This is a genomic window from Streptomyces sp. NPDC001843 (assembly GCF_042891955.1).
Taxonomy (GTDB): Bacteria; Actinomycetota; Actinomycetes; order Streptomycetales; family Streptomycetaceae; genus Streptomyces.
In genome coordinates this window covers 229425-253798 of the sequence record NZ_JBIATQ010000014.1, presented here as the reverse complement: position 1 = coordinate 253798, position 24374 = coordinate 229425, and the positions used below count along the sequence as shown (strand labels likewise).

General features: G+C 69.5%; 24 protein-coding genes and 1 rRNA gene. 12 read left to right on the top strand and 13 right to left on the bottom strand.

All coding sequences use genetic code 11. The features are described from left to right. Nucleotides 1-86: ribosomal RNA gene (gene rrf / locus ACFYZQ_RS31855) — 5S ribosomal RNA — on the top strand; the annotation flags it as partial. A 68-nt stretch (nt 87-154) separates the two neighbouring features. Then, a complete protein-coding gene (locus ACFYZQ_RS31850) occupies nt 155-700 on the top strand; it encodes a GNAT family N-acetyltransferase (protein WP_389155224.1) in 546 nt (181 codons plus the stop codon). A gap of 3 nt (nt 701-703) precedes the next feature. Here ACFYZQ_RS31850 and ACFYZQ_RS31845 read toward each other — a convergent pair whose 3' ends face one another. From ACFYZQ_RS31845 to ACFYZQ_RS31810, 8 genes are all read right to left on the bottom strand, one after another. Next, complete coding sequence (locus tag ACFYZQ_RS31845) at nt 704-2239, bottom strand: type VI secretion protein (RefSeq protein WP_389155221.1); 1536 nt, start codon at nt 2237-2239, stop codon at nt 704-706. A 10-nt stretch (nt 2240-2249) separates the two neighbouring features. Then, nucleotides 2250-3677 carry an ATP-binding protein gene (locus ACFYZQ_RS31840; RefSeq protein ID WP_389155218.1) on the bottom strand — a complete coding sequence of 476 codons (1428 nt, stop codon included), beginning with the start codon at nt 3675-3677 and terminating at the stop codon, nt 2250-2252. A gap of 14 nt (nt 3678-3691) precedes the next feature. Continuing rightward, entirely contained in the window at nt 3692-5251 is a 1560-nt protein-coding gene (locus ACFYZQ_RS31835; RefSeq protein WP_389155216.1) for an SCO6880 family protein, read from the bottom strand. After that, complete coding sequence (locus ACFYZQ_RS31830) at nt 5248-6552, bottom strand: hypothetical protein (protein WP_389155214.1); 1305 nt, start codon at nt 6550-6552, stop codon at nt 5248-5250. Before ACFYZQ_RS31830 ends, ACFYZQ_RS31835 begins: the two co-directional genes overlap by 4 nt. Then, nucleotides 6542-7363 (bottom strand): hypothetical protein, encoded by an 822-nt coding sequence (locus ACFYZQ_RS31825; protein WP_389155211.1) that lies wholly within the window; start codon nt 7361-7363, stop codon nt 6542-6544. Before ACFYZQ_RS31825 ends, ACFYZQ_RS31830 begins: the two co-directional genes overlap by 11 nt. Before the next feature lie 192 nt (nt 7364-7555). Then, complete coding sequence (locus tag ACFYZQ_RS31820) at nt 7556-7864, bottom strand: hypothetical protein (protein WP_014673544.1); 309 nt, start codon at nt 7862-7864, stop codon at nt 7556-7558. Nucleotides 7865-8303: 439 nt separating this feature from the next. Further along, the gene (locus ACFYZQ_RS31815; protein ID WP_389155208.1) at nt 8304-9641 is read right to left on the bottom strand and encodes a peptidase S8; all 1338 of its coding nucleotides are present in this window, start codon (nt 9639-9641) and stop codon (nt 8304-8306) included. 259 nt (nt 9642-9900) lie between these two features. Next, nucleotides 9901-10149, bottom strand: a complete 249-nt coding sequence (locus ACFYZQ_RS31810; RefSeq protein WP_389155206.1) for a DUF397 domain-containing protein — start codon at nt 10147-10149, stop codon at nt 9901-9903. A 260-nt stretch (nt 10150-10409) separates the two neighbouring features. Between ACFYZQ_RS31810 and ACFYZQ_RS31805 the strand changes: the two genes are divergently transcribed. The 4 genes from ACFYZQ_RS31805 to ACFYZQ_RS31790 all read left to right on the top strand — a co-directional run bounded on the left by ACFYZQ_RS31805 (nt 10410) and on the right by ACFYZQ_RS31790 (nt 13861). Beyond that, a complete protein-coding gene (locus tag ACFYZQ_RS31805; RefSeq protein WP_389155203.1) occupies nt 10410-11192 on the top strand; it encodes a trypsin-like serine peptidase in 783 nt (260 codons plus the stop codon). Nucleotides 11193-11272: 80 nt separating this feature from the next. Continuing rightward, the gene (locus ACFYZQ_RS31800) at nt 11273-11686 is read left to right on the top strand and encodes a hypothetical protein (protein WP_389155201.1); all 414 of its coding nucleotides are present in this window, start codon (nt 11273-11275) and stop codon (nt 11684-11686) included. Nucleotides 11687-11897: 211 nt separating this feature from the next. After that, on the top strand, nt 11898-12917 hold the full coding sequence (locus ACFYZQ_RS31795; protein WP_389155261.1) for an NlpC/P60 family protein: 1020 nt from the start codon (nt 11898-11900) through the stop codon (nt 12915-12917). A gap of 233 nt (nt 12918-13150) precedes the next feature. Continuing rightward, nucleotides 13151-13861 (top strand): phosphatase PAP2 family protein, encoded by a 711-nt coding sequence (locus tag ACFYZQ_RS31790; protein ID WP_389155198.1) that lies wholly within the window; start codon nt 13151-13153, stop codon nt 13859-13861. A 42-nt stretch (nt 13862-13903) separates the two neighbouring features. Here the strand turns inward: ACFYZQ_RS31790 and ACFYZQ_RS31785 are convergent, their stop codons facing one another. Continuing rightward, nucleotides 13904-15499: an FAD-dependent oxidoreductase gene (locus ACFYZQ_RS31785; protein ID WP_389155196.1), complete on the bottom strand. Its 1596-nt coding sequence runs from the start codon at nt 15497-15499 to the stop codon at nt 13904-13906. A 295-nt stretch (nt 15500-15794) separates the two neighbouring features. Between ACFYZQ_RS31785 and pstS the strand changes: the two genes are divergently transcribed. The 4 genes from pstS (at nt 15795) to pstB (ending at nt 19950) form a co-directional block, all read left to right on the top strand. Next, nucleotides 15795-16922, top strand: coding sequence for a phosphate ABC transporter substrate-binding protein PstS (pstS, locus tag ACFYZQ_RS31780; protein WP_389155193.1), 1128 nt, complete (start codon nt 15795-15797; stop codon nt 16920-16922). A 129-nt stretch (nt 16923-17051) separates the two neighbouring features. Further along, a complete protein-coding gene (pstC, locus tag ACFYZQ_RS31775; protein ID WP_389155190.1) occupies nt 17052-18059 on the top strand; it encodes a phosphate ABC transporter permease subunit PstC in 1008 nt (335 codons plus the stop codon). Then, nucleotides 18056-19111: a phosphate ABC transporter permease PstA gene (gene pstA / locus ACFYZQ_RS31770; RefSeq protein ID WP_389155187.1), complete on the top strand. Its 1056-nt coding sequence runs from the start codon at nt 18056-18058 to the stop codon at nt 19109-19111. The genes pstC and pstA overlap by 4 nt, the downstream gene beginning before the upstream one ends. A gap of 62 nt (nt 19112-19173) precedes the next feature. Then, on the top strand, nt 19174-19950 hold the full coding sequence (gene pstB, locus ACFYZQ_RS31765; RefSeq protein ID WP_389155185.1) for a phosphate ABC transporter ATP-binding protein PstB: 777 nt from the start codon (nt 19174-19176) through the stop codon (nt 19948-19950). A gap of 736 nt (nt 19951-20686) precedes the next feature. Here the strand turns inward: pstB and ACFYZQ_RS31760 are convergent. Then, on the bottom strand, nt 20687-21685 hold the full coding sequence (locus ACFYZQ_RS31760; RefSeq protein WP_389155182.1) for an anion permease: 999 nt from the start codon (nt 21683-21685) through the stop codon (nt 20687-20689). A 7-nt stretch (nt 21686-21692) separates the two neighbouring features. Next, nucleotides 21693-22313: a DUF47 domain-containing protein gene (locus ACFYZQ_RS31755; protein ID WP_055490603.1), complete on the bottom strand. Its 621-nt coding sequence runs from the start codon at nt 22311-22313 to the stop codon at nt 21693-21695. A gap of 206 nt (nt 22314-22519) precedes the next feature. Between ACFYZQ_RS31755 and ACFYZQ_RS31750 the strand changes: the two genes are divergently transcribed. After that, complete coding sequence (locus ACFYZQ_RS31750; protein WP_388791411.1) at nt 22520-22855, top strand: metal-sensitive transcriptional regulator; 336 nt, start codon at nt 22520-22522, stop codon at nt 22853-22855. 16 nt (nt 22856-22871) lie between these two features. Here the strand turns inward: ACFYZQ_RS31750 and ACFYZQ_RS31745 are convergent, their stop codons facing one another. Next, on the bottom strand, nt 22872-23039 hold the full coding sequence (locus ACFYZQ_RS31745) for a hypothetical protein (protein ID WP_389155264.1): 168 nt from the start codon (nt 23037-23039) through the stop codon (nt 22872-22874). 107 nt (nt 23040-23146) lie between these two features. Then, nucleotides 23147-24031: a hypothetical protein gene (locus ACFYZQ_RS31740; protein WP_389155179.1), complete on the bottom strand. Its 885-nt coding sequence runs from the start codon at nt 24029-24031 to the stop codon at nt 23147-23149. A gap of 159 nt (nt 24032-24190) precedes the next feature. On the opposite strand from ACFYZQ_RS31740, the gene ACFYZQ_RS31735 reads away from it, so the two are divergent. Beyond that, entirely contained in the window at nt 24191-24361 is a 171-nt protein-coding gene (locus tag ACFYZQ_RS31735) for a hypothetical protein (RefSeq protein ID WP_389155176.1), read from the top strand. The last annotated feature ends 13 nt before the right edge of the window (nt 24362-24374 follow it).

Sequence of the window (24374 nt, the reverse complement as noted above, 5' to 3'; positions counted from 1 at the left end):
GTTACATTCCGAACCCGGAAGCTAAGCCTCACAGCGCCGATGGTACTGCAGGGGGGACCCTGTGGGAGAGTAGGACACCGCCGAACAAATATTGAAAAAGGCCCACACCTAATCAGGTGTGGGCCTTTTTGTGTTTCCGGTTACTGTGAGACGCATGAACTACGTCATCCGCTCCATACGCGCCGACGAGTGGCCCGCAGTCAAAGCGTTGCGGCTGCTCGCGCTCCGGGACCCGATCGCGCACCTCGCCTTCCTGGAGACGTACGAGGAGGCCCAGGCCAAGCTGGACTCCTTCTGGCAGGAGCGGGCGGCCGGCGCCTCGGAAGGGTCCTCCACCGTCCGGCAGTTCGTCGTGGAAGGGCCCGACAGCGAGTGGGCCGGCACCCTCACCGTACTGATGGAGGAGCCCGGAACCAAGGACTGGGCGGGGCTTCCCGTGGAGCGGCGGCAGGGACACGTCGTCGGCGTGTACGTGCGGCCCGAGCACCGCGGGTGTGGTCTGACCGAGGTGCTGTTCGACGAGGCCGTGCAGTGGGCCTGGGCGGCCGGCGCGGAACGGGTGCGGCTCATGGTGCACGAGGACAACGGGCGCGCGCAGCGCTTCTACCGTAGGGCCGGGTTCAGGCCGAGCGGTGTCACTGTTGCGTTCTTCAGGGACGCTGCCCAGCAGGAGCTGGAGTTCGTGCTCGAGCGGGACTGACGCTCACACCGGCAGCTCGTCGTGGGGCCAGCGGCTGCGGGCCTGTTCGCGGGAGCGGAGCAGGGCCAGCGTGGGCAGGCCGCGGTCCTTTCCCGTGGACAGGAGGTCCGGGAGCTGGGAGAGCGGGGCGACGGCCGCGACGTCCTCCAGGACCAGGGTGAGTGGTGGGTCGAGCCGACCGGAGGATGACCGTTCGGCCATGCGCCGGCCGCGCTCGACCACGCTGGAGACGAGGGCCGTCAGGAACGGCATCGCACCGGGGCTCGTCCTGGGGTCCTCGATGGATTCACCGAGCACATAAAGCGTGCCCCCTTCGTCGACGAAGGAATCCAAGGCAAGGGCATCAGTTCGGTTTGCCGTGCAGGCCTCGCGGATGTTGACCGTGGACAGTGCCGACAGGGCACGGCTCGTCAACTCGTGTGCCATGTCCCGGCGGTCGGGGTGCGAGGTGAGCGCGGCCTCCAGCTCGCCCGCGGCGCCGGGAGCCGCCTTCGGGTGCGTACGCAGGGCGCGGACCGCGTCCTGGATCTGGGTGCCCTGGGCCCAGCGGTGGACGTGGCGGATGCTGCGGTTGTCGAGGGCGGCGGCGTGGAGGTAGCTGCGCAGGAGTGTCTGGGCGGTGTCGCTGACCGCCTGGTCCAGCCGGGCGGTCGGTCGGACCGGGGTGAGCAGGGCGGCCGCTCGCTGGACCGCCGTTTCCTTGTCCCCGCAGCCCGCGGTCGGGGACCAGTGCAGACGGGCCGGCGTGTCGCAGAGGTGGGCGGGATCGTAGAGGAGGACAGGGCCCAGTTTCGCTCTCGCGTCCTTGGTTTCCTGCCAGAGTGCGGCATTGGAGCTGACCACGACGAGGGGACCTTCGGCGTCGCGGATAGCCTGGGCCGCGCTGGTCTGACGGTCCGCGGGGGCGCCGTACAGCACCGCGCCTTCGGCGCGGTTCGTGAAGGTCCGAGGCTCCTCAGGCACCGGTTCCCGCCGAGGCGCGGGCACCTCGTGCACAGGTTCGGGCACCTCGTGCACAGGCTCGGGCACCTCGTGCACAGGCTGGGGAAGGTCGTTCACAGGCTCGGGAACGTCATAGGGAGACACTGGTGCCGGCGCCGCGGAAGCCGCCGCCGCCCCCGGCACAGCTCCCGAGACCGCCCCCGGCACGGCCCCCAGCCTCCGCCGGGCCCGCCCCGCCCGCCACCGTGCCACCGTGCCGATCACGAACACGGTCAGCACGAACAGCACCATCAGCTGCCCTATGAACAGCCCCCAGAACAGCCCGTAGCCCGACAGCTGGTCCGCCGGGGTGTCCGGCCAGGCGCCGGTCATGTCGTGCGGTCGGCCGATGAGGTGGCGCATGGCCGTGGGCGTGTGGGTGAAGGTGACCCCGGACGGCCACGCGCCGCCCGCGAACCAGCCCGCGAGACCCGTCGCCGTCCACACCAGCAGGGTCATGCCGAGCAGGAAGGCGAGCAGTCCGATCAGCAGGCCGTCGGGAACGCCGCCCTGGCCCTCCCGGCGTCCCCGCCCGTGGTCGCGGTCGTCGGGTCTCACGCCGCCTCCCCTACGCCACCGTCGACTCCGACGACCCGTCCAGGTCGCCGATGTGCTGTTCCACGAAGGCCGCCGCCCGCTGCTCCGCCTCCAGTTCGGCGGCGCGCAGGGCGTCGTCGTACGCCTCGAGGTCGCTGGACGACTCGGTCATCGCGCGGTCGGTGAAGACCAGGGGGCGTTCCGTCTCGGTGACCAGGTGTTTGACCACCTGGACGTTGCCGTTGACGTCCCAGACCGCGATACCCGGGGTGAGCGTCGGGATGATCTCCACCGCCCAGCGTGGCAGTCCGAGCACCCGGCCGGTCGCACGAGCCTCGTCCGCCTTCTGGGCGTAGATCGTCCGCGTCGACGCCATCTTCAGGATGGCCGCGGCCTCCTTCGCCGCCGCCCCGTCCACCACGTCACTCAGGTGGTGCACCACCGCTACGAACGAAAGACCCAGCCGGCGTCCGAACTTCAGCAGCCGCTGGAAGAGCTGCGCGACGAACGGGCTGTTGATGATGTGCCAGGCCTCCTCGACCAGGAAGATGCGCTTCTTCCGGTCGGGGCGGATCCACGTGTGCTCCAGCCACACTCCGACGATCGCCATCAGGATGGGCATGGCGATGGAGTTGCGGTCGATGTGGGAGAGGTCGAAGACGATCAGCGGGGCGTCGAGGTCGATGCCGACCGTGGTCGGGCCGTCGAACATGCCCCGCAGGTCACCGTCGACCAGCCGGTCCAGCACCAAGGCGACGTCGAGTCCCCAGGCCCGTACGTCGTCTATGGCGACGTTCATCGCCTCGGCCGACTCGGGCTCCGGGTGCCGTAGCTGCTCGACGATGTCGGAGAGCACGGGCTGGCGCTCGACGATCGTCTCGTTGACGAACGAGTGGGCGACCTTCAGCGCGAAGCCGGAGCGCTCGTCGAGGCCGTGGCCCATCGCGACCTCGACGATGGTGCGCAGCAGGGCCAGCTGACCGGTCGTCGTGATCGACGGGTCCAGGGGGTTGAGCCGGATCCCGTGGTTCAGGGCGGCCGTCGGGTCCAGCCGGATGGGGGTTATCCCCAGCTCCTCCGCGATGAGGTTCCACTCGCCCACCCCGTCCTCGCCCTGCGCGTCGAGGACGACGACCTGGCGGTCGCGGAAGCGGAGCTGGCGCAGGACATACGTTTTCTCCAGCGCCGACTTGCCGTTGCCGGACTCGCCGAGGACCAGCCAGTGCGGGGCGGGGAGCTGCTGGCCGTACAGCTGGAACGGGTCGTAGATGTAGCCCTTCCCGGAATACACCTCGCGGCCGATGATGACGCCCGAGTCGCCGAGGCCGGGAGCGGCGGTCGGCAGGTAGACGGCCTGGGCCTGGCCCGTGGAGGTGCGCACCGGCAGCCGGGTCGTCTCGACCTTCCCGAAGAGGAAGGACGTGAAGGCGTCCGTGATGGCGGACAGCGGGTCCCGCATCAGGGCATCAACCCCTACCTTCGGATTCCGGTGGCGAACGGCAGCGTGTTCACGAACGCGCGGTGGTGCTCGCGGTCGCACCACTCCAGCTTGAGGTACGACTTTCCGGCGGACGCCCTTATCGTGCGCTTGTCGCGGTTCAGCGCCTCCGGGGAGCGCGAGGAGACGGTGATGTAGCCGACCAGGTTCACTCCGGCGGCGCCGCTGGCGAGGTCCTCGCCGCGCTGGTCCAGGCGGTTGTGGGCGGCGACGTCGCGCGGGTCCACCGTCCGGTTCATCTTGGCGGCGCGGGACGCCTCGGCGACGTCGTTGGTCTTCTCGGTCAGCATCCGCTCGATGGCGAGCTCGGTGGGTTCGAGGTCCATCGTCACGGCGACCGTGCGGATCACGTCCGGGGTGTGGACGAGGAGCGGCGCCAGGAAGTTGACGCCGACCGGGGTCATCGGCCACTCCTTCACCCATGCCGTGGCATGGCACCAGGGCGCGCGGGTGGTGGACTCCCGGGTCTTCGCCTGGAGGTAGGTGGGCTCCATGGCGTCCAGCTCGGCCGGCCAGGCGTTGCGCTGGGTCATCGCCTGGATGTGGTCGATCGGGTGGTCGGGGTCGTACATGGAGTGGATGAGGGACGCCAGGCGCCCCTGCCCCAGGGGCTGGCGGACCCGGATGTCGGCCTCCTGCAGCCGCGAGCAGATGTCGGTCAGCTCACGGGCCATGACGACCGCGAGTCCCGCGTCCCGGTCCAGCTTCCGCCCGCCCTGCGGCCGGGCCGCGCGGGCCATGGCCTGTGCCTCGGCGGCCAGCTCGCGGGAGTAGTGCATGCAGGCGACGAGGTAGGCGCGGTGCTGCTCGCTGCTGGTGGACACCATCGACTGCAGCTGGTCGTACGACTGCCTGAGCCATCCCGGGGCCCGCTCGTCGCCGCGCTGGGTGACGTCCTTGGCGTGGGCGTCGGGGTCGGCGGGCAGGGTGCGGGCGAGCATCTGCAGGCGGGTGACGAAGCCGTCGCCGTTCGCCACGTGCTTGAGCAGCGTGCCGAACCGGTCGACCAGGGCCTCCTGGTCCTCGGAGTCGCGCAGACCGACGCCCGGGCCCTCGATCTCGATGGCGGCGGTGACGGTCTTGCGGTCGGCGTGCAGCAGTACGGCGATCTCGTCCGGCCCGAACGGCGCGGCCAGCCAGCTGATCCGTCCGATGCCGGGCGGCGGCCCGATCTCGACCTCACGCCCGTCCAGGCGCGTGCCGGCCTCCATCACGTCGGAGCGGTAGACGGCGGCCCGCTTGACGGTGCGTTTGAAGCTGCGGTTGATCTCGAACCACTTGTAGAAGGTGCGGCGCTTGTACGGCACGTACACCGCCGCCAGCGCCAGCATCGGAAAGCCGGTCAGCAGCACGATGCGCAGCGACAGGACGGGGACGAGGAGCCCGCACATCATGCCGAGGAACGCGCCCGCGATGATCAGCGCGATCTCGCCGGACTCGCGGTTCCGGCCGATGATGCCGTTCGGCCGGGCGCGGCCGATCAGATACGTACGGCGGGGCGTGACCGGATGCGACATGTGGGACTGGGTCGTCAACGCCCTTCACCTCCCGTGCGGTTGCTGCTGTTGCGGGTGTTGCCTGCGTGCGGTGTGTTGACCGGGCTCGGGGCGCGCGGCGCTGGGGCGGCCGCGCCGCCCCCGCTCGGGGTACGGCTGCTGTGCGCGGCCACTCCGCCGGAGGCCGGGTTGGCCGGCCGGGGGCCCCCGGACGACTGGCCTCCGCCTGAGCCGTTGCTGTCGGCGCGGGTGCTGTGCGTCTTGATGCCCTGGGCGACCAGGGTCGCCGGGGAGCTGATGACCGCGGCGGCCTTGCCCTCGGCGCCCTGCATGATGCGGTTGTTGCGGCCGCTGGCGATCTCGTCGCCGAAGCCCGGTACGAAACGGTAGATCATCGCGCTCGCGAAGATGGCGAGCAGGATGATGGCGAGTCCGGAGACGACCGCGGAGAAGGCGTCCGGGCCGTTGTCGCCGGACAGTGCCCCGGCGAGGCCCAGCACGATGACGATGACGGGCTTCACCAGGATGACCGCGATCATGATCCCGGCCCAGCGCCGGACGTGTCCCCACAGGTTCTTGTCCACCAGGCCCGCGTAGACGACGGTGCCGAGGAGGGCGCCGACGTAGAGCAGGGCGGCGCGGATGACGAGCTCCAGCCAGAGGATGCCGGCGGCGAGGATGCTGACCAGGGACACGACGATCAGCATGATCGGGCCGCCGCCGATGTCGTTGCCCTTGCCCAGGGCGCCGGAGAACGTCCCGAAGAACGTGTCCGTCTGGTCGCCGGTGGCTTTGGCGAGTACGTCCGTGACCCCGTCGGTGGCCGACACGACCGTGTACAGGATCAGCGGCGTGAACGCGCTGGCCAGCACGGTCAGCCAGAGGAACCCGACGGCTTCCGAGATGGCGGTGGTGAGCGGAACGCCGCGCACCGCCCGCTTGGCCACGGCCAGCAGCCACAGCAGGAGCGTGAGGATCGTCGACGCCGCGAAGACCACCGCGTACTGCTGGAGGAACTTCTCGTTCGTGAAGTCGACGTTGGCCGTCTCCTTCACCGCGTCACTCAACTTGTCGATCGTCCACGACGCCGCCTCGGCGCAGCCCTTGGCCAGGGAGGAGAGGGGGTCGAGGGTGCTGGAGACGGGGGGGTCGGATGTCAGGCCGCGTTTGTTGCCCTTTTCGCAGTAGTCCTTGGCGGCCCCGTGGATCAGGTTGCAGGGGTCGTTGCTCGGCGACGGTGACGGACTGGGCGCGGCAAAGGCCCGGGTGGCCATGAGAACTGCGACGGCCTGTATGGCCGTAACGGCACCGGTCAGCTTGAGTACGCGGCTAGCGGGCATAAGTGAAGCCTCCGTACTCCTCGACTGCCTTCGCCATGTCATCAGCGGTGGAGGCCTTGTCGTCGCCGGGAACGGGCGCCGGGCCTTCCTTCTGGGAGTGCGTCACGATCTTCCAGTCCCCATCGGTCCACTGCAGTTTCATGGTGATGGTGAACCAACTGTTGGTGACCGGGTTGGTGGAGCTCTGGCCCGCCAGTCCGAGCAGGCCGCTGCACCAGACCTCAACGGTGGCGGTGCTGGTGGTGAACTCGGTGACCTTGGTTCCGATCGGGCTCGTACGGGAGACGAACGTGTTGCCCTTCGGGGTCGTACCGTCGTCGTTCAGGCCGATGCTCTTGTTGAGCGCAGGTGAGTACGCCCGGTCGAGAGCTGCCTCCATGCCGGCGACCCGGGAGGGCACGATGATGGTCTGCAGGATGGAGTCTCGCTGTGTCTTGCTGAACATCTCGGCCGAGCCGAGCGCCACGGAATAGTTCGCCGCCGCACTCTCCGCCCCCTGCTGATCCCGCGAGTACCCCGTGGGAATCCCCCCGGCCTTGGAAGCCACCGGCTTCGTCCCGCTGGCCGCGGTGGTCGCGACCTTGGGCTTGGCCTCTGATCCCGCGTCACCGCCGGAGGCATCGTCGTCGCCGCGGTTCGCGAAGGCGATCGCCGCGATGAGGAGGACGACCACGCCGACCACCGTGACCAGGCTCCTGGAGGATGACCGACCGCCTCGGCGGGCCCCGCCGTAGGGGTCGGTCTCCCGTTCGGGCAGCCGGGTTCTGGTCTCGCCCGCGCCGCCGTGACCCTGCTCGTCTCCGAGACTCATGCCGCGTACGCCCCCTCGACCTCGACCTCGTACCGGAACGCGTAGAAGTACGACGGTAGCCGTGCTGGTTCCCGCGCGGGCGCGGTGTGGTGACTCGACATCAGGGAAACGCAACCTCAGCCGGTGGGCACGACGGGCGGGTGGGGTGGTCGGGGCCGGGCGTGCCCGGAGGACTGGAGGAGTGGGAGACCGCTACACGGCCATCCCGTACACGATGGTGAACAGGGTGCCGAGGGAACCGATGATGAAGACGCCCGTCAGACCGGCGATGATGAGGCCTTTGCCCTGTTCGGCGCTGAACGTGTCCCGCAGGGCCGTCGCACCGATGCGCTGCTTGGCCGCGCCCCAGACGGCGATGCCGAGGCAGAGCAGGATCGCCACGGCCATCACCACCTCGATCATCACCTTGGCTTCGTTGCCCAGGCTGCCGAAGGGCCCCCAGTCCGGAGCGATTCCGCCGATGATGGTGTTGATGTCTCCCTTGTCGGCCGCAAAGAGCATGTAAGTCACCGCCCCTGGTGGGTTGTTCCGCAGTCCCCCTGCCCTGTGCAGAGGTCAGGCCTCATTGTCGCCGACAATCTCGCCGCCGTATGTCGACTTGGCGTCATTGTCGGGCTGGTTTCGTACGAATGACTCGTCTGGTCACTCTGTGTATCACGGCAGGTCACGCCGGGCAATGACGCCTGGGCGGAACCTGCCGTGTGGTTGTGTCGTTGTGCTTCTCTACGACCGGGCACGCTTTCTGACGGCTGGTCGGGTGACGCTTGTCGGGACGATGGTCTCACGAGGAAGCGGCCCCGGCGGTGGCTGAAGCCCAGAAAGAGGAAAGGGTCACGGCCGGCTGCCGTGACCCTTTCCCCTGCGTGCCGCCGAGGGGACCCCACGTCCCCCTCGCTGTGGCGGCTCCCCGTGACCCGACGGGGAGGTCATGCCGTGGGGTTCACCCGGTGAAGGCGGCGGTGCCCTCCGGGGTGCCCCAGCCGGTGGGGCCGTCGTAGCCGGACCTGGCGGTGCACAGGTAGCTCGCGCTTGAGGAGCAGCTGCCGTTGCTGCCGCTGGTGACGTCGTTGAGGGCCGAGGTGCCGGCCGACTCGTACGGGTACTCGGCGGGGTAGTCGCTGCTGCCCGGGGTGCCCGCGAGGGCGTAGACGCCGGCGATGATCGGGGCGGAGGCGCTGGTGCCGCCGAAGGTGTACCAGCCGGCGGTGACCCCGTAGGAGTCGTAGACCGCGACGCCGGTGGCGGGGTCGGCGACAGCCGAGACGTCGGCGATGGCGCGCTTGCCGCATCCGGTGTCGGTCTGCCAGCTGGGCTTGGCGTCGTAGGAGGAGCAGCCGGAGCCGGTGCCCTCGGTGCTGCTGGTGCTCCAGACGCTCTCGGTCCAGCCGCGGGAGTTCGAGGAGGTGGACAGGGCGGTGCCGCCGACGGCGGTCACGTACTTCGACGCGGCCGGGTACTCCGCGCCGTAGCCCTCGTCACCGGCGCTGACGGTGACGGCGACGCCCGGGTGGTTGAAGTACGAGGAGTCGTACGAGGTGTCGCTGGACGACTCGGAGCCGCCGTAGCTGTTGGAGACGAACTTGGCGCCGAGCTTGACCGCCTCGTTGACCGCGGTGCCGAGGTTGGCCATCGAGGAGGACTTGGCCTCGACGAGCAGGATGTTGCACTGCGGGCAGGTCGCGGAGGCCATGTCCAGGTCGAGCGACTCCTCCTCGGCCCAGCCGCTGTCGGCGGAGGGCAGGGAGGTCGCGGAGCCGGTCTGGCCGACCTTCTTGAAGCAGCCGTTGGCGGTGGTGCAGGAGGGGAGGCCGTAGTACGAGCGGTACTTCGCCAGGTCGGCCGCGGCGTTCGGGTCGTCGTACGCGTCGACGATCGCGATGGTCTCGCCGGAGCCGTTCGAGGCGGCGGCGTCGGTCAGGCCGTAGGCGTCCTGGAGGTCGCTGGGGCCGTAACCGGTGGGGGCCGCGGCGGCGGCCTTGGGGGTGACCTTCGCGATCTTGCCGGTCAGCTCGGCCTGCGCCTTCTGGAAGGCGGTGGTGCCGCCGGTGACCCGGAAGGAGTTGCAGGCCAGGTCGCCCTTGTGCTTGGGCGTGGCGCAGGGGGTGGCGGCCCAGGTCACCTTCGAGGAGGTGGCGGGCGTGGCCGTGGTGGTCGCGGCGCTCGCCTGGGCGGCGGTGCCCAGTCCGGTGAACGCGAGTGCGGCGGTGGCGACGGCGGCGGAGCCGATTCGGCGCCATCTGCCGGATATGTGGGGGGAGCCGGGGGTGGTCGTACGCAACGTACAGCCTCCTGGGAAGGGTGGGCAGAGGCCTGCGGGTGGGGGACCACCGATGTGCTCACCGGTGGGGGCGGCGGCCCGGCACGACGATTGCTTGTTGAGTACGCGACAACAAGGCGGGTGGCGGAATCCTGACTCCCGCGTTACCGAAACGGGCGCCCGGCTTACTGATCATTGGCGGGCGGATGGCGCCGGGGTGGGGGTGGCTTGACCCGGCGCACAGCCAGGTCACAGTCTGAGCGCCGCCCCCGGGGACCCTTCAGGGCTGCGTGTCCTGTACGCCCTCCACGAAGTGGTCGAACTCGCCCGCCTGCACGCCGAGTACGAAGGCGTCCCATTTGCGGCGGTTGGTGGTGACCACGTTGTCCGGGTCGCTGGTCTCGCGGATGTAGACCGGGGCCTCCCCGTCGTCCCCCGCGCCGAAGGCGATCTCGATCCAGGGCCCGGGCCCGGTCGCCTCCGGCGGGGCGGCGCGCTCCCAGGTGAGGTCGGGGGGGATGTCAGGCATTGCGGGGCTCCTTCTTGATCGGAGAATCCGTGACCACCGTATTCCCGCACTGACCTCCTCGCGGAGGCGGGCGCGGGCTGCACCTGGTGCGGGCTTGTGCGGACGCCTGGGGGGTATCCGCGTTGCGGGAATTGGGGGCTTCCAAGGGCGGGAAGCTGTTGTGGGCCGATTGCCATCGGGTCGATGATGGCGGCGATTCACAGCCAAATCTCAGCTAGGCAAGGGACGGATTCTCACCTTCGAGGGACACAGTGGGCCTGGTGAAGCGCACCTCACGCATCTCGTTCACCTCACGACCCTCGCTGCTCGGAGTCGTTGTGCTGCTGGCGCTGACGTCGGCCTCCGTCGCGGCGGCCGACGACGGGCCGGGCCCCCTCGGGGTCACCGCCGGGACCGTTCCGACGAAGGAGAGCGCACGGATAGGTGCGCTCTTCGGCGCGGACCGGGCCGACAAGCTCGCTGGGGGCCACTTCTGCACCGCCTCCGTCGTCCACAGCGCCCACGGCAACCTCATCGTCACGGCCGCGCACTGCGTGGACGGGGACGACGGCGGCGACCTGGTGTTCGTTCCGGGTTACCGGAACGGCGAGGCGCCGTACGGCCTGTGGAAGGTGAAGAGGCGGTTCCTGGCGGACGGGTGGTCCAAGGAGCAGGACGAGGACAGCGACGTGGCGTTCGCGGTGGTGGAGGGGCTGGGCGGTGAGAAGGGCAAGCGGCTGGAGGACGTCGTCGGCGCCAACCGCTTCGCCACGGGGGTGGCGACCGGCGCCACCGCCGTGACGGTGACCGGGTATCCCAACTCCGGCGAGGTCCCCATCACCTGCACCAACAAGCCCCGCGCACACAGCAGCACCCAGCAGCGGATCTCCTGCCCCGACTTCACCGGAGGGACCAGCGGCAGCCCTTGGGTCAACGGGGACCAGCAGGTCGTCGGCGTCCTGGGCGGCCACGAGGAGGGCGGAGCGACGGCCGACGTCTCCTACAGCGTGGTCCTGGGCGCGGAGGCAGCCAGGCTTTACCGGGAGGCGGCGGCGGATCCCTGAGCGGGGAGTGGGGGCCGGTGAGCTGGGCGCCGGTTGGGTGGTGGCCGTGGGGTCGGAACCACACCACGAGGGTTGTCACCATGAAGAAACTGCCGGGCAAGCTGGCGAAGACGGCCAGGGTCCTGGGCCTCGCCGTGGCCGCGCTGACCGCCGTGTCGGCTGCCCCGGCCGCGGCGAGCACCTCCGCCACGGCCGGCTGCACCAAGTACTACAAGCTCGACAACGTCCAAGTTCAGGTGGACAACTGCTCGGACGGCTGGGTCTGGATCTACACCGGCGACGGCACCTACTACACAGGCAGCGTCCGCATCACGGACTCTTTCGGGCCACGACCGGGGGGAACAGAGGGCGGACCGGGGCAAGTCCAACGCGACCAAGTACCTGCAGGTCAGCAGCATCCGCATCTGCGGCACCAAGTACCTCGGTTGGGTTCCCCCCAGGCCGTGGTGGACCGACTGCACCAACGAGATCCACGTGTGACCGTCAGGTCGTGACGCGAGGGCGGCGGTGGGCCTGGTCGGCCCGCCGGCGTACCGGCCGGGCACCGACCACCAGGTCCGGCCCCCTCGGCCCCCGGGCCCGGCTTCCCGCCCACTGATGTGCGGTCAGATCACCGGCTACCCTGACGGATCGGCGGCGGGAATACGCCGAAATGCTGGCTGAGTCGGTCGGCGCGAGGCGAAAGCGGACTTGAAGCGGGCGCGGATGGGGGAGGGTTGGGCCGTGCGGAAAGTTTGGGTGGCCGGTGGGGTCGCGGTCGGGCTCGGGCTGAGCTTCGTCATGCTGCTCGTGGTCGGGGTGTACGTCGTCGCCGGGAACCTCGTCAATGGGGTGGGCGGCGGGGCCGTCGCCCTTGCCAAGGGGGCCGTGCCCGCCGCGTACCAGACGCTCGTTCAGAAGTGGGGCAATCTGTGTCCCGCCATCAACCCCGCGCTGCTCGGTGCCCAGTTGTACCAGGAGAGCGGATTCAACCCGAACGCCAAGAGTCCGGCGAAGGCGGAGGGGATCGCGCAGTTCATCCCGGGGACGTGGGCCACGCACGGTGTCGACGGCGACGGCGACGGGGACCGGGACGTGTGGGACCCGAATGACGCGATTCCATCGGCCGCTTCGTACGACTGCCAGCTCGCCTCGTACGTGAAGACCGTCCCGGGGAACATCACCGAGAACATGCTCGCCGCCTACAACGCGGGCGCGGACGCGGTGATCAGATACCGGGGCGTGCCGCCGTACGGGGAGACGCAGAACTACGTGAAGACGATCACCACCCTGGAGAAGAGCTTCGCCGCCCCGGTCACCCGCGTCGACCCCAGCCAGCAGGCCGCCGGGGCCATCGCCTTCGCGCAGAAGAAGCTCGGCACGCCCTATCTCTGGGGCGGGAACGGTACCGCTGACCAGGGCGGACGGTTCGACTGTTCGGGACTGACCAAGGCCGCGTACGAAACCGTGGGGATCACTCTTCCGCGGGTCGCCAACGACCAGTACAACGCGGGACCGCACCCCAAGCGGGACGAGCTGCTGCCGGGGGATCTGGTGTTCTTCTCCGACGACCTCACCGACTCCCGGGCCATCCGGCACGTGGGGATCTACGTGGGCGGCGGCTACATGATCGACGCGCCGAGAACGGGTGCCGTGATCCGGTTCGACCCGATCGACACCCCGGACTACTTCGGGGCCACTCGGGTAACCGAAGATGGCGCGAAAGCACTCCCCACCAAGGTGTGAGCTGAGCGTGAACCTGCCCCCTGAGCTGCGGCGATGAGTCTCTCTTCGATAACGTCTGCGTGATCTTTCGGTGGAGAGTGGAACGTTGGGACCGGGGACGTGCGTTCCTGTTGACGTAGCCGAGCGGACGTCAGTGCGTCAGTGCAGCGGAAGCGGATCTACGAAACCACGGGGGTGGGTAGGAGCGGCGCACGCGAGGTGCGCCCGGAGAACGACGAAGGGGCCGCAGCACCATGGCTGTACTCGCCGATTCCGGATCTAACCCCGACGTCGACCTGCTGTACGACATCAACGGACTGGCGAAGGACGCGCCCGGGTGGTTCGACCGGGTGATGGAGTTCGTGGGTGAGTACGGGCTGTTGCTCGCCATGGTGCTCGTGGTGGTGTGGTGCTGGTGGTCGGTGCGGCGGCGGGCCGGGAGCGGGGACGAGGCGGCCGGTTCGGTCGCCGCGCTCGTGTGGGCGCCGTTGGCCGCCGGTATCGCCGTACTGGTGAACGTGCCCATTCGCGGGTTCGTGGAGCGGCCCCGGCCCTTCGTCGATCACCAGGGCCTGGATGTGCTCGTCTCAGGGAAGAACGACTACTCGTTCGTGAGTGATCACGCGACCCTGACCATGGCGGTGGCGGTCGGCCTGTTCGTCGCCAACCGGCGGTTCGGGCTCCTCGGGATCGGGCTGGCGCTGTTCGAGGGCTTCTGCCGGGTGTACATGGGGGTGCACTACCCGACCGACGTGATCGGCGGGTTCGCGCTCGGGACCGCGGTGGCGCTGCTGCTGTCGCCGCCGGCGATGGCCCTGCTCACCCCGGTGATGAGGGCCGTCGAGCGGTCGCCCCGGGTGGGGTGGGTCGTTCGGCGGCGGCCGGTGGACGGTGTGGCCGGCGACGCGCTGGTCCCCGGCGCGCGAAAGTCCGTGGCGTCGGAGGAGCGGGACCTCGCGGCCTGACCGCAGCCCCGCTGCCACCTGATCCGCCGCCCCGCCGTCCGACTACAGCCCCTGCGGGTAGCTGAAGAACCTCTCCGGGTCGTAGGTCTTCTTCACCTGTGCCAGCTTCGTCGCCGCGTCCCCGTAGTACGCCTTGCGCCAGTTCGTCAGCGTCGGGTCGGTGTAGTTCTGGTAGGCCGCGCCGGAGGCGTACGGCTTCATGGCGTTGTGGGCCGACGTCAGCCAGGACTGGGCCGTCGTGCCGGAGGCCCCCGCGCCCCAGGAGGCGATGTACTGGGCCAGCATGCGGGAGCGGCGGTGGACGAAGGCCGTGGCGGTCGGGGAGACCCGGTTGACCGCGCCGCCGAGTGCGGTGAGCGCGATGCTGCCCGCGCCGCCGCGCACCGACTTCAACTGGGCCAGCAGGGTCTGGATCCCGGCCGCCGAGAGGGAGCGGTCGAAGAAGTCCGAGCGGGCGGCGTATGTTTCGCGGCCCAGTGCGCCCTGCGGGGAGCGTCCCGGGGTGGAGCCGGGGAGGTGGCACTGGGCGGAGGTGGAGAAGGAGGAGCAGCCGGCGTAGATCTCCATGGCCTCCTCGTAGCCGCGGCGGTGGAGCGAGACGCTGCTCGCGTTCGCGCCCACCTTGTCCGCGAGGCGGTCCACCGCGTTCTTCAGCTCGCCGTAGGTGCCCAGGGAGAAGGCGGCCACGGAGATGGTCGGGGTGTGTCCCGGGGTGTTCGCCAGGTGCAGGGACGACCAGATCTCGTCGGGCTGGGTCGGGCCCCACTCCTGCCAGGCCTTGACCACCGCGGCGGCCTTCGCCCAGGGCCAGGTCAAGTAGCCGGTGACGGCCTGGGGGGCGGGGTGGGTCTTGAAGTGGAGCTCGGTCACGACGCCGAAGTTGCCGTTGCCGGCGCCGCGCAGGGCCCAGAAGAGGTCCTTGTTCGTCGTCGCGTTCGCCGTGAGCTGCTTGCCGTCCGCGGTGATCAGGGTCGCCTGGGTGAGGCTGTCGCAGGTGAGGCCGTAAGCGCGGGAGACGACCCCGTGGCCGCCGCCGAGGACGAGGCCGGAGACGCCGACGGTGGGGCAGGAACCGGCGGGGATCGTGACGCCCTTGGCGGCGAGGGCGCGGTACACGTCGATCAGCTTGGAACCGGCGCCGACCACCGCCTCCTGGCCGCTGACCCGGACCCGGTTCAGCTTGGAGACGTCGACTATGAGGCGGCCGTCACCGGAGGACCAACCCGCGTAGGAGTGGCCGCCGTTGCGTATCGCCACGCGTATGCCGTGGGCGCGGGCGTAGGACAGCGTCGTCCGGATGTCGTCGGCGTGGGCGACGTAGGCGACCGCCGACGGTTTCAGGCCGTCGAAGCGGGTGTTGTACAGCTGGTGGGCGGTCTTCCAGGACGCGTCGCCGGGGCGGACCAGGGTGCCGTCGAGGTCGCGGGCGAGGCCGGCCCAGTCGGCGGCGGCCGCAGCGTTGGTGGTCTTGAGGGGCGTACGCGAGGATGTGGCCGTAAGAGCCTTGGCCAACGGGTCCGAGGTGGTCGCCGTGTTCGTCGCGGATCCGGCGGAAGCGCCGCCGATCCCCCTGCATCCAGCCGCAGCGGCCGCAGCGATCGCGGCCGTGCCGCCTGTGATGAACGTACGCCGTTCCATACCCGTGCCCTTCGTCGGCTCCCGTGGAACGAGACGGAAGCCGAGGGCCAAAGGTTCCACCATACGTAACCCGGCAGTCGGAACCTCCACGTGCCCTCCCCGTAAGCATTCCGTGACCTCACCGGGCCGACGGCAGGGGTTCACCCTCCGTTCACTTCCGGCCATCGGCCGCTTCACCTGTTCTGCCTAATTTCGGCCGTACCAGGTGCTGAGTGCGGCCTTCGCGGCGTGCTCGGGCACTACAACGACTTCGCACGCCGCCGACGGTGGCGGCTCCTGGAAGGAACTCCCGAAAGTGAAGCTTCAGCGCAAGAACCGGCTTCGCGCCCTTTCCCTCGGTGCTGTGGCCGTCTCCGGCGCCCTGGCCCTGACGGCGTGCGGCTCCGACGACACGGGTACGAAGGCGGGCGGCGGTTCTTCGTCGACGGCGAAGGCCAGCTCGATCAAGTGTGACAACGCCAAGGGTCAGCTGCTCGCCGACGGCTCCTCGGCGCAGAAGAACGCGATCGACGCGTGGGTGAAGAACTTCTCCCAGGCCTGTGGCGTGCAGATCAACTACAAGGGCGGCGGCTCGGGCGCCGGTGTCACCGCGTTCACGCAGGGTCAGGTCGCCTTCGCCGGTTCCGACTCCGCGCTGAAGCCCGAAGAGGTCAAGGCCTCCAAGAGCGTCTGCAAGGGCGGCCAGGGCATCGACCTGCCGATGGTCGGCGGTCCGATCGCCATCGGTTACAACGTCCCGGGTGTGGACAACCTCGTCCTGGACGCGCCCACCCTCGCCAAGATCTTCGACAGCAAGATCAAGAAGTGGAACGACCCGGCGATCGCCGCCCTGAACAAGGGCGTCAAGCTGCCCGACCTGAAGATCCAGGCGTTCCACCGCTCGGACGAGTCCGGCACCACGGACAACTTCACCAAGTACCTGAAGGCCACCACCCCCGACAACTGGAAGTACTCCGGCGGCAAGGCCTGGCAGGCCCAGGGCGGCCAGTCCGCCCCGCAGTCCGCGGGCGTGGCCCAGCAGGTGAAGCAGACCTCCGGCGCCATCGGCTACTTCGAGCTGTCCTACGTCACGGACGGCATGAAGGCCGTCTCCATCAACACCGGTGCCAGCAAGCCGGTCGCGCCCAGCACCGAGAGCGCCACCGCCGACATCGCCGCCGCGAAGGTCATCGGCCAGGGCCAGGACCTGTCGCTGCAGCTCGACTACAAGACCAAGGCCGAGGGCGCCTACCCGATCACCCTGGTCACCTACGAGATCGTCTGCGACAAGGGCAACAAGGTGGACACCCTGCCCGCCACCAAGGCCTTCCTGCGCTACATCGCCAGCGAGGACGGCCAGAAGGTCCTGTCCGGCATCAACTACGCGCCGGTCCCCGACGCGATCATCTCCAAGGTCCGCACCACCATCGAGGGCCTGAGCTGACCCGAGTGCGGCCCGACTCCCCCGCGGAGCCGGGCCGCACCTTCCGGTGCACCGCCGCCAGGAGCCGCACCCCGCGTACGGCTCCACCGAGCCGCCCGACGCAGGCGGCTCCGCAGACCGGAGAACCCGATGGAAATATCGACGAAGCCAACCGACGCACCTCCACCCGTCCCCGAACCGACCGTGGCCGAGCAGAAGCGGAACGCCCGTGGCGCCACCCGCCCCGGTGACCGCATCTTCCTCGGCCTCTCCCGTGGTTCGGGAATCCTGCTGCTGGTGATCATGGCCGCGATCGCGGTCTTCCTCACCTACCGCGCCGCCCTCGCGATCAGCAAGGACCACGGCAACTTCCTGACCACCTTCGACTGGAACACCGGCGCCCAGCCGCCGGTCTTCGGCATCGCGGTGCTGGCCTTCGGCACGATCGTCTCCTCGATCATCGCCATGGCCCTCGCGGTCCCGGTCGCGGTCGCCATCGCGCTCTTCATCACGCACTACGCCCCGCGCAGGCTGGCCGGCCCGGTCGCGTACGTGATCGACCTGCTCGCCGCCGTGCCGTCCATCGTGTACGGCCTGTGGGGCGCGCTCGTCCTCGTACCGCACATGACCGGCCTGTTCGGCTGGCTGGACCACTACTTCGGCTGGACCGGCATCTTCTCCTGGGACGGCGGACCCGCCCGCTCGATGCTCACCGTCGGCGTCCTGCTCGCGATCATGATCCTGCCGATCATCACCAACGTCAGTCGCGAGGTGTTCCGGCAGGCCCCGCAGATGCACCAGGAGGCCGCGCTGGCCCTCGGCGCCACGCGCTGGGAGGTCATCCGCATGGCGGTGCTGCCCTTCGGCCGCTCCGGTGTGATCTCCGCCTCGATGCTCGGCCTCGGTCGCGCGCTCGGCGAGACGATGGCCGTCGCCACCGTGCTCTCCCCGACCTTCGACATCCAGGCCAGTCTGCTGAACCCGGGCGGCGGCACCTTCGCCCAGAACATCGCCAGCAAGTTCAGCGAGGCGACCGAGTACGGCCGTGACGCGCTGATCGCCTCCGGCCTGGTCCTGTTCGTCATCACCCTGCTGGTCAACGGCGCGGCCCGCATGATCATCGCCCGCCGCAAGGAGTACTCGGGGGCCAACGCATGAGCACCGCCAGCATCGCCGACAAGCGCCCCAGCACGCTCCGCGGCGCCAGCCTCCCGAAGTGGTCGCCCTGGGCCATCGCCGCCGGGTCCCTCGTCGTCGCGGTCGGCATCGGCCTCGCCGCCGGCCTGGACAGCAAGATCCAGTGGGGCCTGATCGCCGCGATCCTGTTCATCCTCGGCACGTTCGGCATCGCCGCCCGTGTCGAGGGCCGCCGCCAGGCCAAGGACCGCGTCGCGACCTCCCTCGTCTGGGTCGCCTTCCTGCTCGCCGTCGTCCCGCTGGCCTCCCTGATCTGGGTGACCGTCGCCCGCGGCGTCAAGGTCCTCGACGTCTACTTCCTGACCCACTCCATGGGCGTCGTCGCGGACTCCGAGCCGGGCGGCGGAATCTACGCCGCCATCATCGGCAGCCTCGAGCAGGTCGGCCTCGCCACCCTGATCGGCGCGCCGATCGGCATCCTCACCGCCATCTACCTGGTGGAGTACGGACGCGGCAGGCTCGCCCAGGCCGTCACGTTCTTCGTCGACGTGATGACCGGCATCCCCTCGATCGTCGCGGGCCTGTTCATCCTCAGCCTGATGCTGATCTTCGACATGCAGCCCTTCGGCTTCGCCGGTTCGCTGGCCCTGGCCATCCTGATGATGCCGGTCGTGGTCCGTTCCACCGAGGAGATGCTCAAGCTCGTACCGAACGAGCTGCGCGAGGCGTCGCTGGCGCTGGGTGTGCCGAAGTGGCGCACCATCCTGAAGGTGGTCGTGCCGACCTCGATCGGCGGCATCATCACCGGCGTCATGCTCGCCATCGCCCGTATCGCGGGTGAGACCGCGCCGGTGCTGCTGCTGGTGTTCGGCAACCCCTTCATCAACAACGACCCCTTCGAGGGCGCGCAGGCGTCGCTGCCGCTGTACATCTACCAGCAGTACGCCGCGGGCGCCGACCCGGCGCACGACCGCGCGTGGGCGGCGTCCCTCACGCTGATCGCCTTCGTGATGATCCTCAACATGGTGGCCCGGGGCATTGCCCGCTGGAAGGCCCCGAAGACCGGTCGCTAAGCATCAATTAGCGGCTACCGCCGCTTGGCGGCCTCTAGCGACTGACTGGAAGTGAAGTAGTTATGTCCAAGCGAATCGACGTGAGCGGGCTCACCGCCTACTACGGCTCCCACAAGGCGATCGAGGACATCTCGATGACGGTCGAGCCGCGCACGGTGACGGCGTTCATCGGGCCGTCCGGCTGCGGCAAGTCGACGTTCCTGCGCACGCTGAACCGTATGCACGAGGTCACCTCGGGCGGACGGGTCGAGGGCAAGGTGATGCTCGACGACGAGGACCTGTACGGGGCCGGGATCGACCCGGTGTCGGTGCGGCGCGAGGTCGGCATGGTGTTCCAGCGGCCGAACCCGTTCCCCACGATGTCGATCTTCGACAACGTGGCGGCGGGGCTGCGGCTCAACGGGAACTACAAGAAGAGCGAGCTCGGGGACATCGTCGAGAAGTCGCTCAAGGGCGCGAATCTGTGGAACGAGGTCAAGGACCGGCTGAACAAGCCCGGTTCCGGACTGTCCGGTGGTCAGCAGCAGCGGCTGTGCATAGCGCGGGCGATCGCGGTGGAGCCGAAGGTGCTGCTGATGGACGAGCCGTGCTCGGCGCTGGACCCGATCTCCACGCTGGCGATCGAGGACCTGATCGGTGAGCTGAAGGAGCGGTTCACGATCGTCATCGTGACGCACAACATGCAGCAGGCCGCGCGCGTGTCCGACCGTACGGCGTTCTTCAACCTCGCGGCGGTGGGGCAGCCCGGGAAGCTGATCGAGATCGACGACACGGAGCGGATCTTCTCTAACCCGTCGGTTCAGGCCACGGAGGACTACATCTCCGGGCGTTTCGGCTGAGCCGATGGCTCGATGACCCCTCGCGGTGCTGCATGGCGGTGCCACCGTGAGGATGCAAGGGCCCGCCCCCGGCTCCCGGGGGCGGGCCCATCGCCGTCCGGCGGTTTGGCTGTGTCGGCGGTGCGGTGGCCGCCGTAGCTGGGGCTCCGCCCCGGACCCCGCCAGGGGCTCCGCCCCTGGACCCCGGCGTTTCCCACCCACCCACCCGTGACGGTCGGCTGGAAAGTCCCCCCACCCTGGGGCTCCGCCCCAGACCCCGGCGGGGACTGCGTCCCCTGCACCCCTGCGGGCTTCGCCCGGGGCCTCGGCGGGGGCTGCGTCCGCTGTACCTCTGCGGGCTTCGCCCGGGGTCTCGGCGGGGGCTGCGTCCGCTGTACCTCTGCGGGCTTCGCCCGGGGTCTCGGCGGGGGCTGCGTCCGCTGTACCTCTGCGGGCTTCGCCCGGGGTCTCGGCGGGGGCTGCGTCCGCTGTACCCCTGCGGGCTTCGCCCGGGGTCTCGGCGGGGGCTGCGTCCGCTGTACCTCTGCGGGCTTCGACCCGGGCTTCGACGGGGACTGCGTCCCCCGCCCCTCTGCGGGCTTCGACCTGGGTTTTGGCTAGGGCTGCGTCCGCTGCGCCCCTGCAGGCTCGACCCGGGCTTCGGCGAAGGCTGCGTCCGCTGCGCCCCTGCGGGCTTCGCCCGGGGCCTCGGCGGGGGCTGTCTCGCCCGCACCGCTGCGGGGCGAGCGGGCCCCGCCTACAGGAACGCCAGCTTCACGATCCCGAAAGCCGCGGCGGCGACCAGGGCGGCTGCCGGCATGGTGATGAACCAGCCGAGGACGATGTTCTTGGCGACGCCCCAGCGAACGGCGTTGACGCGCTTGGTGGCGCCCACGCCCATGATCGCGGAGGTGATCACGTGGGTCGTGGAGATCGGCGCCTTGAAGAGGAACGCGGTGACGAACATGATCGACGCGCCGGTGGTCTCGGCGGCGAAGCCCTGGGGCGGGTCGAGTTCGATGATTTTCCGGCCCAGCGTGCGCATGATGCGCCAGCCACCGGCGTAGGTGCCGAGGGAGAGCATCACCGCGCACACCAGCTTCACCCAGACGGGGATGGGGTCCGCGAAGGTCTGGTGGCCGGCGATGACCAGGGCCAGCACGACGACACCCATGGTCTTCTGGGCGTCCTGGAGACCGTGGCCGAGGGCCATGCCGGCCGCCGACACCGTCTGCGCTATGCGGAAGCCGCGCTTGGCCTTGTGGGGGTTCGAGCGGCGGAACAGCCAGAGGATCACGGTCATCACCAGGTAACCGACGATCAGGCCCACCACCGGCGACAGGAACATCGGAGTGATGATCTTGTCGAGCACGCCGTTCCAGTGGACCGCCGTGCCGCCCGCGAGCGCCGCGCCGACCATGCCGCCGAACAGGGCGTGGGAGGACGACGAGGGCAGGCCGAAGTACCAGGTGACCAGGTTCCAGACTATGGCGCCGACCAGCGCCGCGAAGAGGATGGCCATGCCCGAGGAGCCGGTGGGCGTCTCGATCAGGCCCTCACTGACCGTCTTGGCGACCCCGGAGCCGAGGAAGGCACCGGCCAGGTTCATCACCGCGGCCATGGCGAGAGCCGCCCGCGGGGTCAGGGCCCGGGTCGACACCGACGTCGCGATGGCGTTCGCCGAGTCGTGGAATCCGTTCGTGTACGTGAAGAGGAGCGCGACCAGGACGGTCACGATCAGAGCGAAGGTGTCCATGGACGGGTCAGGACTCCTTGACGGCGATGGTCTCCACCGTGTTCGCCACGTGCTCGAACGCGTCCGCCGCTTCCTCCAGCACGTCCACGATCTGCTTCAGCTTCAGCACCTCGATCGCGTCGTACTTGCCGTTGAAGAGGTGTGCAAGAAGCTTTCTGTGGATCTGGTCCGCCTGGTTCTCCAGGCGGTTGACCTCGATCCAGTACTCGGTGAGGTTCTCCATGGTGCGGAGGTTCGGCATCGCCTCCGCCGTCAGCTCCGCCGCTCGCGCCAGGACCTCGATCTGCTGCTCGACACCCTTTGGCAGTTCCTCGACGTTGTAGAGGACGACCAGGTCGACGGCTTCCTCCATGAAGTCCATGATGTCGTCGAGGGACGAGGCGAGGGAGTAGATGTCCTCGCGGTCGAACGGCGTGATGAACGAGGAGTTCAACTGGTGGAAGATCGCGTGCGTGGCATCGTCACCTGCATGTTCCGCGGCCCGCATACGCTCTGCGATCTCGGCCCGGGCGGATGCGTCCGCCCCGAGCAGTTCCATCAGGAGTTTCGAGCCGGTGACGATGTTGTCCGCGGAGGCGGCGAACATGTCGTAGAAGCTCGTCTCCCTGGGGGTCAGACGAAAGCGCACTTGGGGTCCTCGGGGTGCTTCGGTTTCGGTCAGGGTGATGCTAGGCGCATCATCCGGCCACGGCTAATGGGCCGTCCCCCAGTGTCACCCATCAGTCAAACCGATCATCAGGGGGGCGTACCAAGACCCCTCTACCCACCGAAATTGGTTACCATATACCCGCCAGGGGTATCTGTCCGGAGCTCTGCTTTGACTGGAGGGGCGCGATGACGACGACCGAGGCCGGTGCCACGGCGCCCTCCGACACGGGCGGCGGCACCACCCACGGATATCACAAGCAGAAGAACGAGCACCTCAAGCGGCTGCGCCGGATCGAGGGCCAGATCCGCGGCCTGCAGCGCATGGTCGACGAGGACACCTACTGCATCGACATACTCACGCAGGTGTCCGCCTCCACCAAGGCCCTGCAGTCCTTCGCGCTCCAGCTGCTGGAGGAGCACCTGCGCCACTGCGTCGCGGACGCGGCCGTGAAGGGCGGGTCGGAGATCGACGCCAAGGTGGAGGAGGCCACGCGGGCGATCGGCCGCCTGCTGCGCACCTGAGGGGAGAACCCGCAGGTCAGCCGTCGGCCGGGGTCCTTTCCTCGGCCACGCGCAGCACCTGGTCGATGCTCTCCAGGCTGAGCCGTTCGTCGGCGGCCGACGCCGCGATGATCAGCTCTCCGCACAGTTCGATCTCGGCGAGGGCCACGTGGTCCTGAACTGCCGTACCGCCGACCGGAGCCACGTGCGTCACCTCTTCTCTGCCGTTACCGACTTCCTAGAGTAGGCAGGGCTCCACACACGGCGCATGGCACGGACGGGCTAGTTCACGGCCAGCCGCTCTGACTAGTGCTACCGTCCGCTGTTCCGTTCCTCGGATGGCTGGTTTTCGGCGATCCGGCCCGCGTAGATGTCCTTCGACGGCGGCAGCCGGACGTCCGCCGGGGTCCCGAAGCCGTACAGCAGTGTGGTCGAGGCCACTGCCACCGTACCCCTCTGCCGGCCGTTGACGAACGAGAAGCTCTGCCGGATCTTGCGGATGCGGCCCTCGTCGTCCAGGTAGGCGTCGAACGGGACCTCGGCCGTGGCGAACCCTTTCGCCGCCGCCGCCAGTGCCTCCCGGTTGCCCGCCGAGGCGCTGCGCGCCGCCCGGGCCAGGTCGGCGGTACCGCGGAAGTGCCGCACGCCGATCCCGCCGAGTTCGCTCCGCCCCACGTACCGCGCCGTCCGTGTCCCGCGCAGCAGCTCCGCAGCGGCGTACGGGTCGGTCGCCCCGCCCGTGACCAGGTTGCCGTCGGAGAGGGTCGCGATGTCCACCCGGACCCATTTGTCCGCGGGCACCCCGGCGCCGCGGTTCTTCATGAACAGGGCGCCGGGGGCGAGGAGTTCCGTGATCGGACGGTGCTCGGCGTTCCCCGCCGGGTCCTGCGGCAGCCGCACGGTCAGCTTGCCGAGCTGCCTGCGGTAGTCGTAGACGCCCTTGCCGCGGATGGTGACGCGGGTGCCGCCGGTGGCCATCTCCATCGACGTGGCGGCCTGGGAACTGCCCGCCTCGCGCAGTGTTCCGGCGGCGCGGTGCAGCGTGGTGACCGGGTCGCCCGCGCCGCGCGCGTCCTCGGCGGCGGCCCCGCTGAAGGAACAGCCCGTGGCGCCGAGGCCCACACCGGCGGCGATCCCCACCGCGAATCCCACCATGCCGGCCGTGCCGCCCGCCCGCCTGTGCTGCCGCCGATCCATCGCCTGCCTACCCCCAGCCGGTACGTCCGTCACACGCCCCCTGTCGATCCGGTTAACGACGAGTAGGGGGCGGCCGTCACGCGTGCTCCGGGCAGGTGCGGCCAGAGCTTGGCAAGGGGCGGACGAGTCGTTTACTCCCCTGTGGGTAACGTTGTCAGCGTGGCACAGCAGGACGGCCCGGAGCGGGGCCGGCAGGGGCAGGAACACTCCACGACGACGAGCGAACAGGGCCGCTTCTGCGTGGCCCGCTGTACGTGCGGCTGGCGCGGCCCCGCCCGCCGGGCCCGCAGTCAGGCGAGAGCGGACGCGGAGGGGCACACGGGCTGCTGACGGGCGTGCGGGT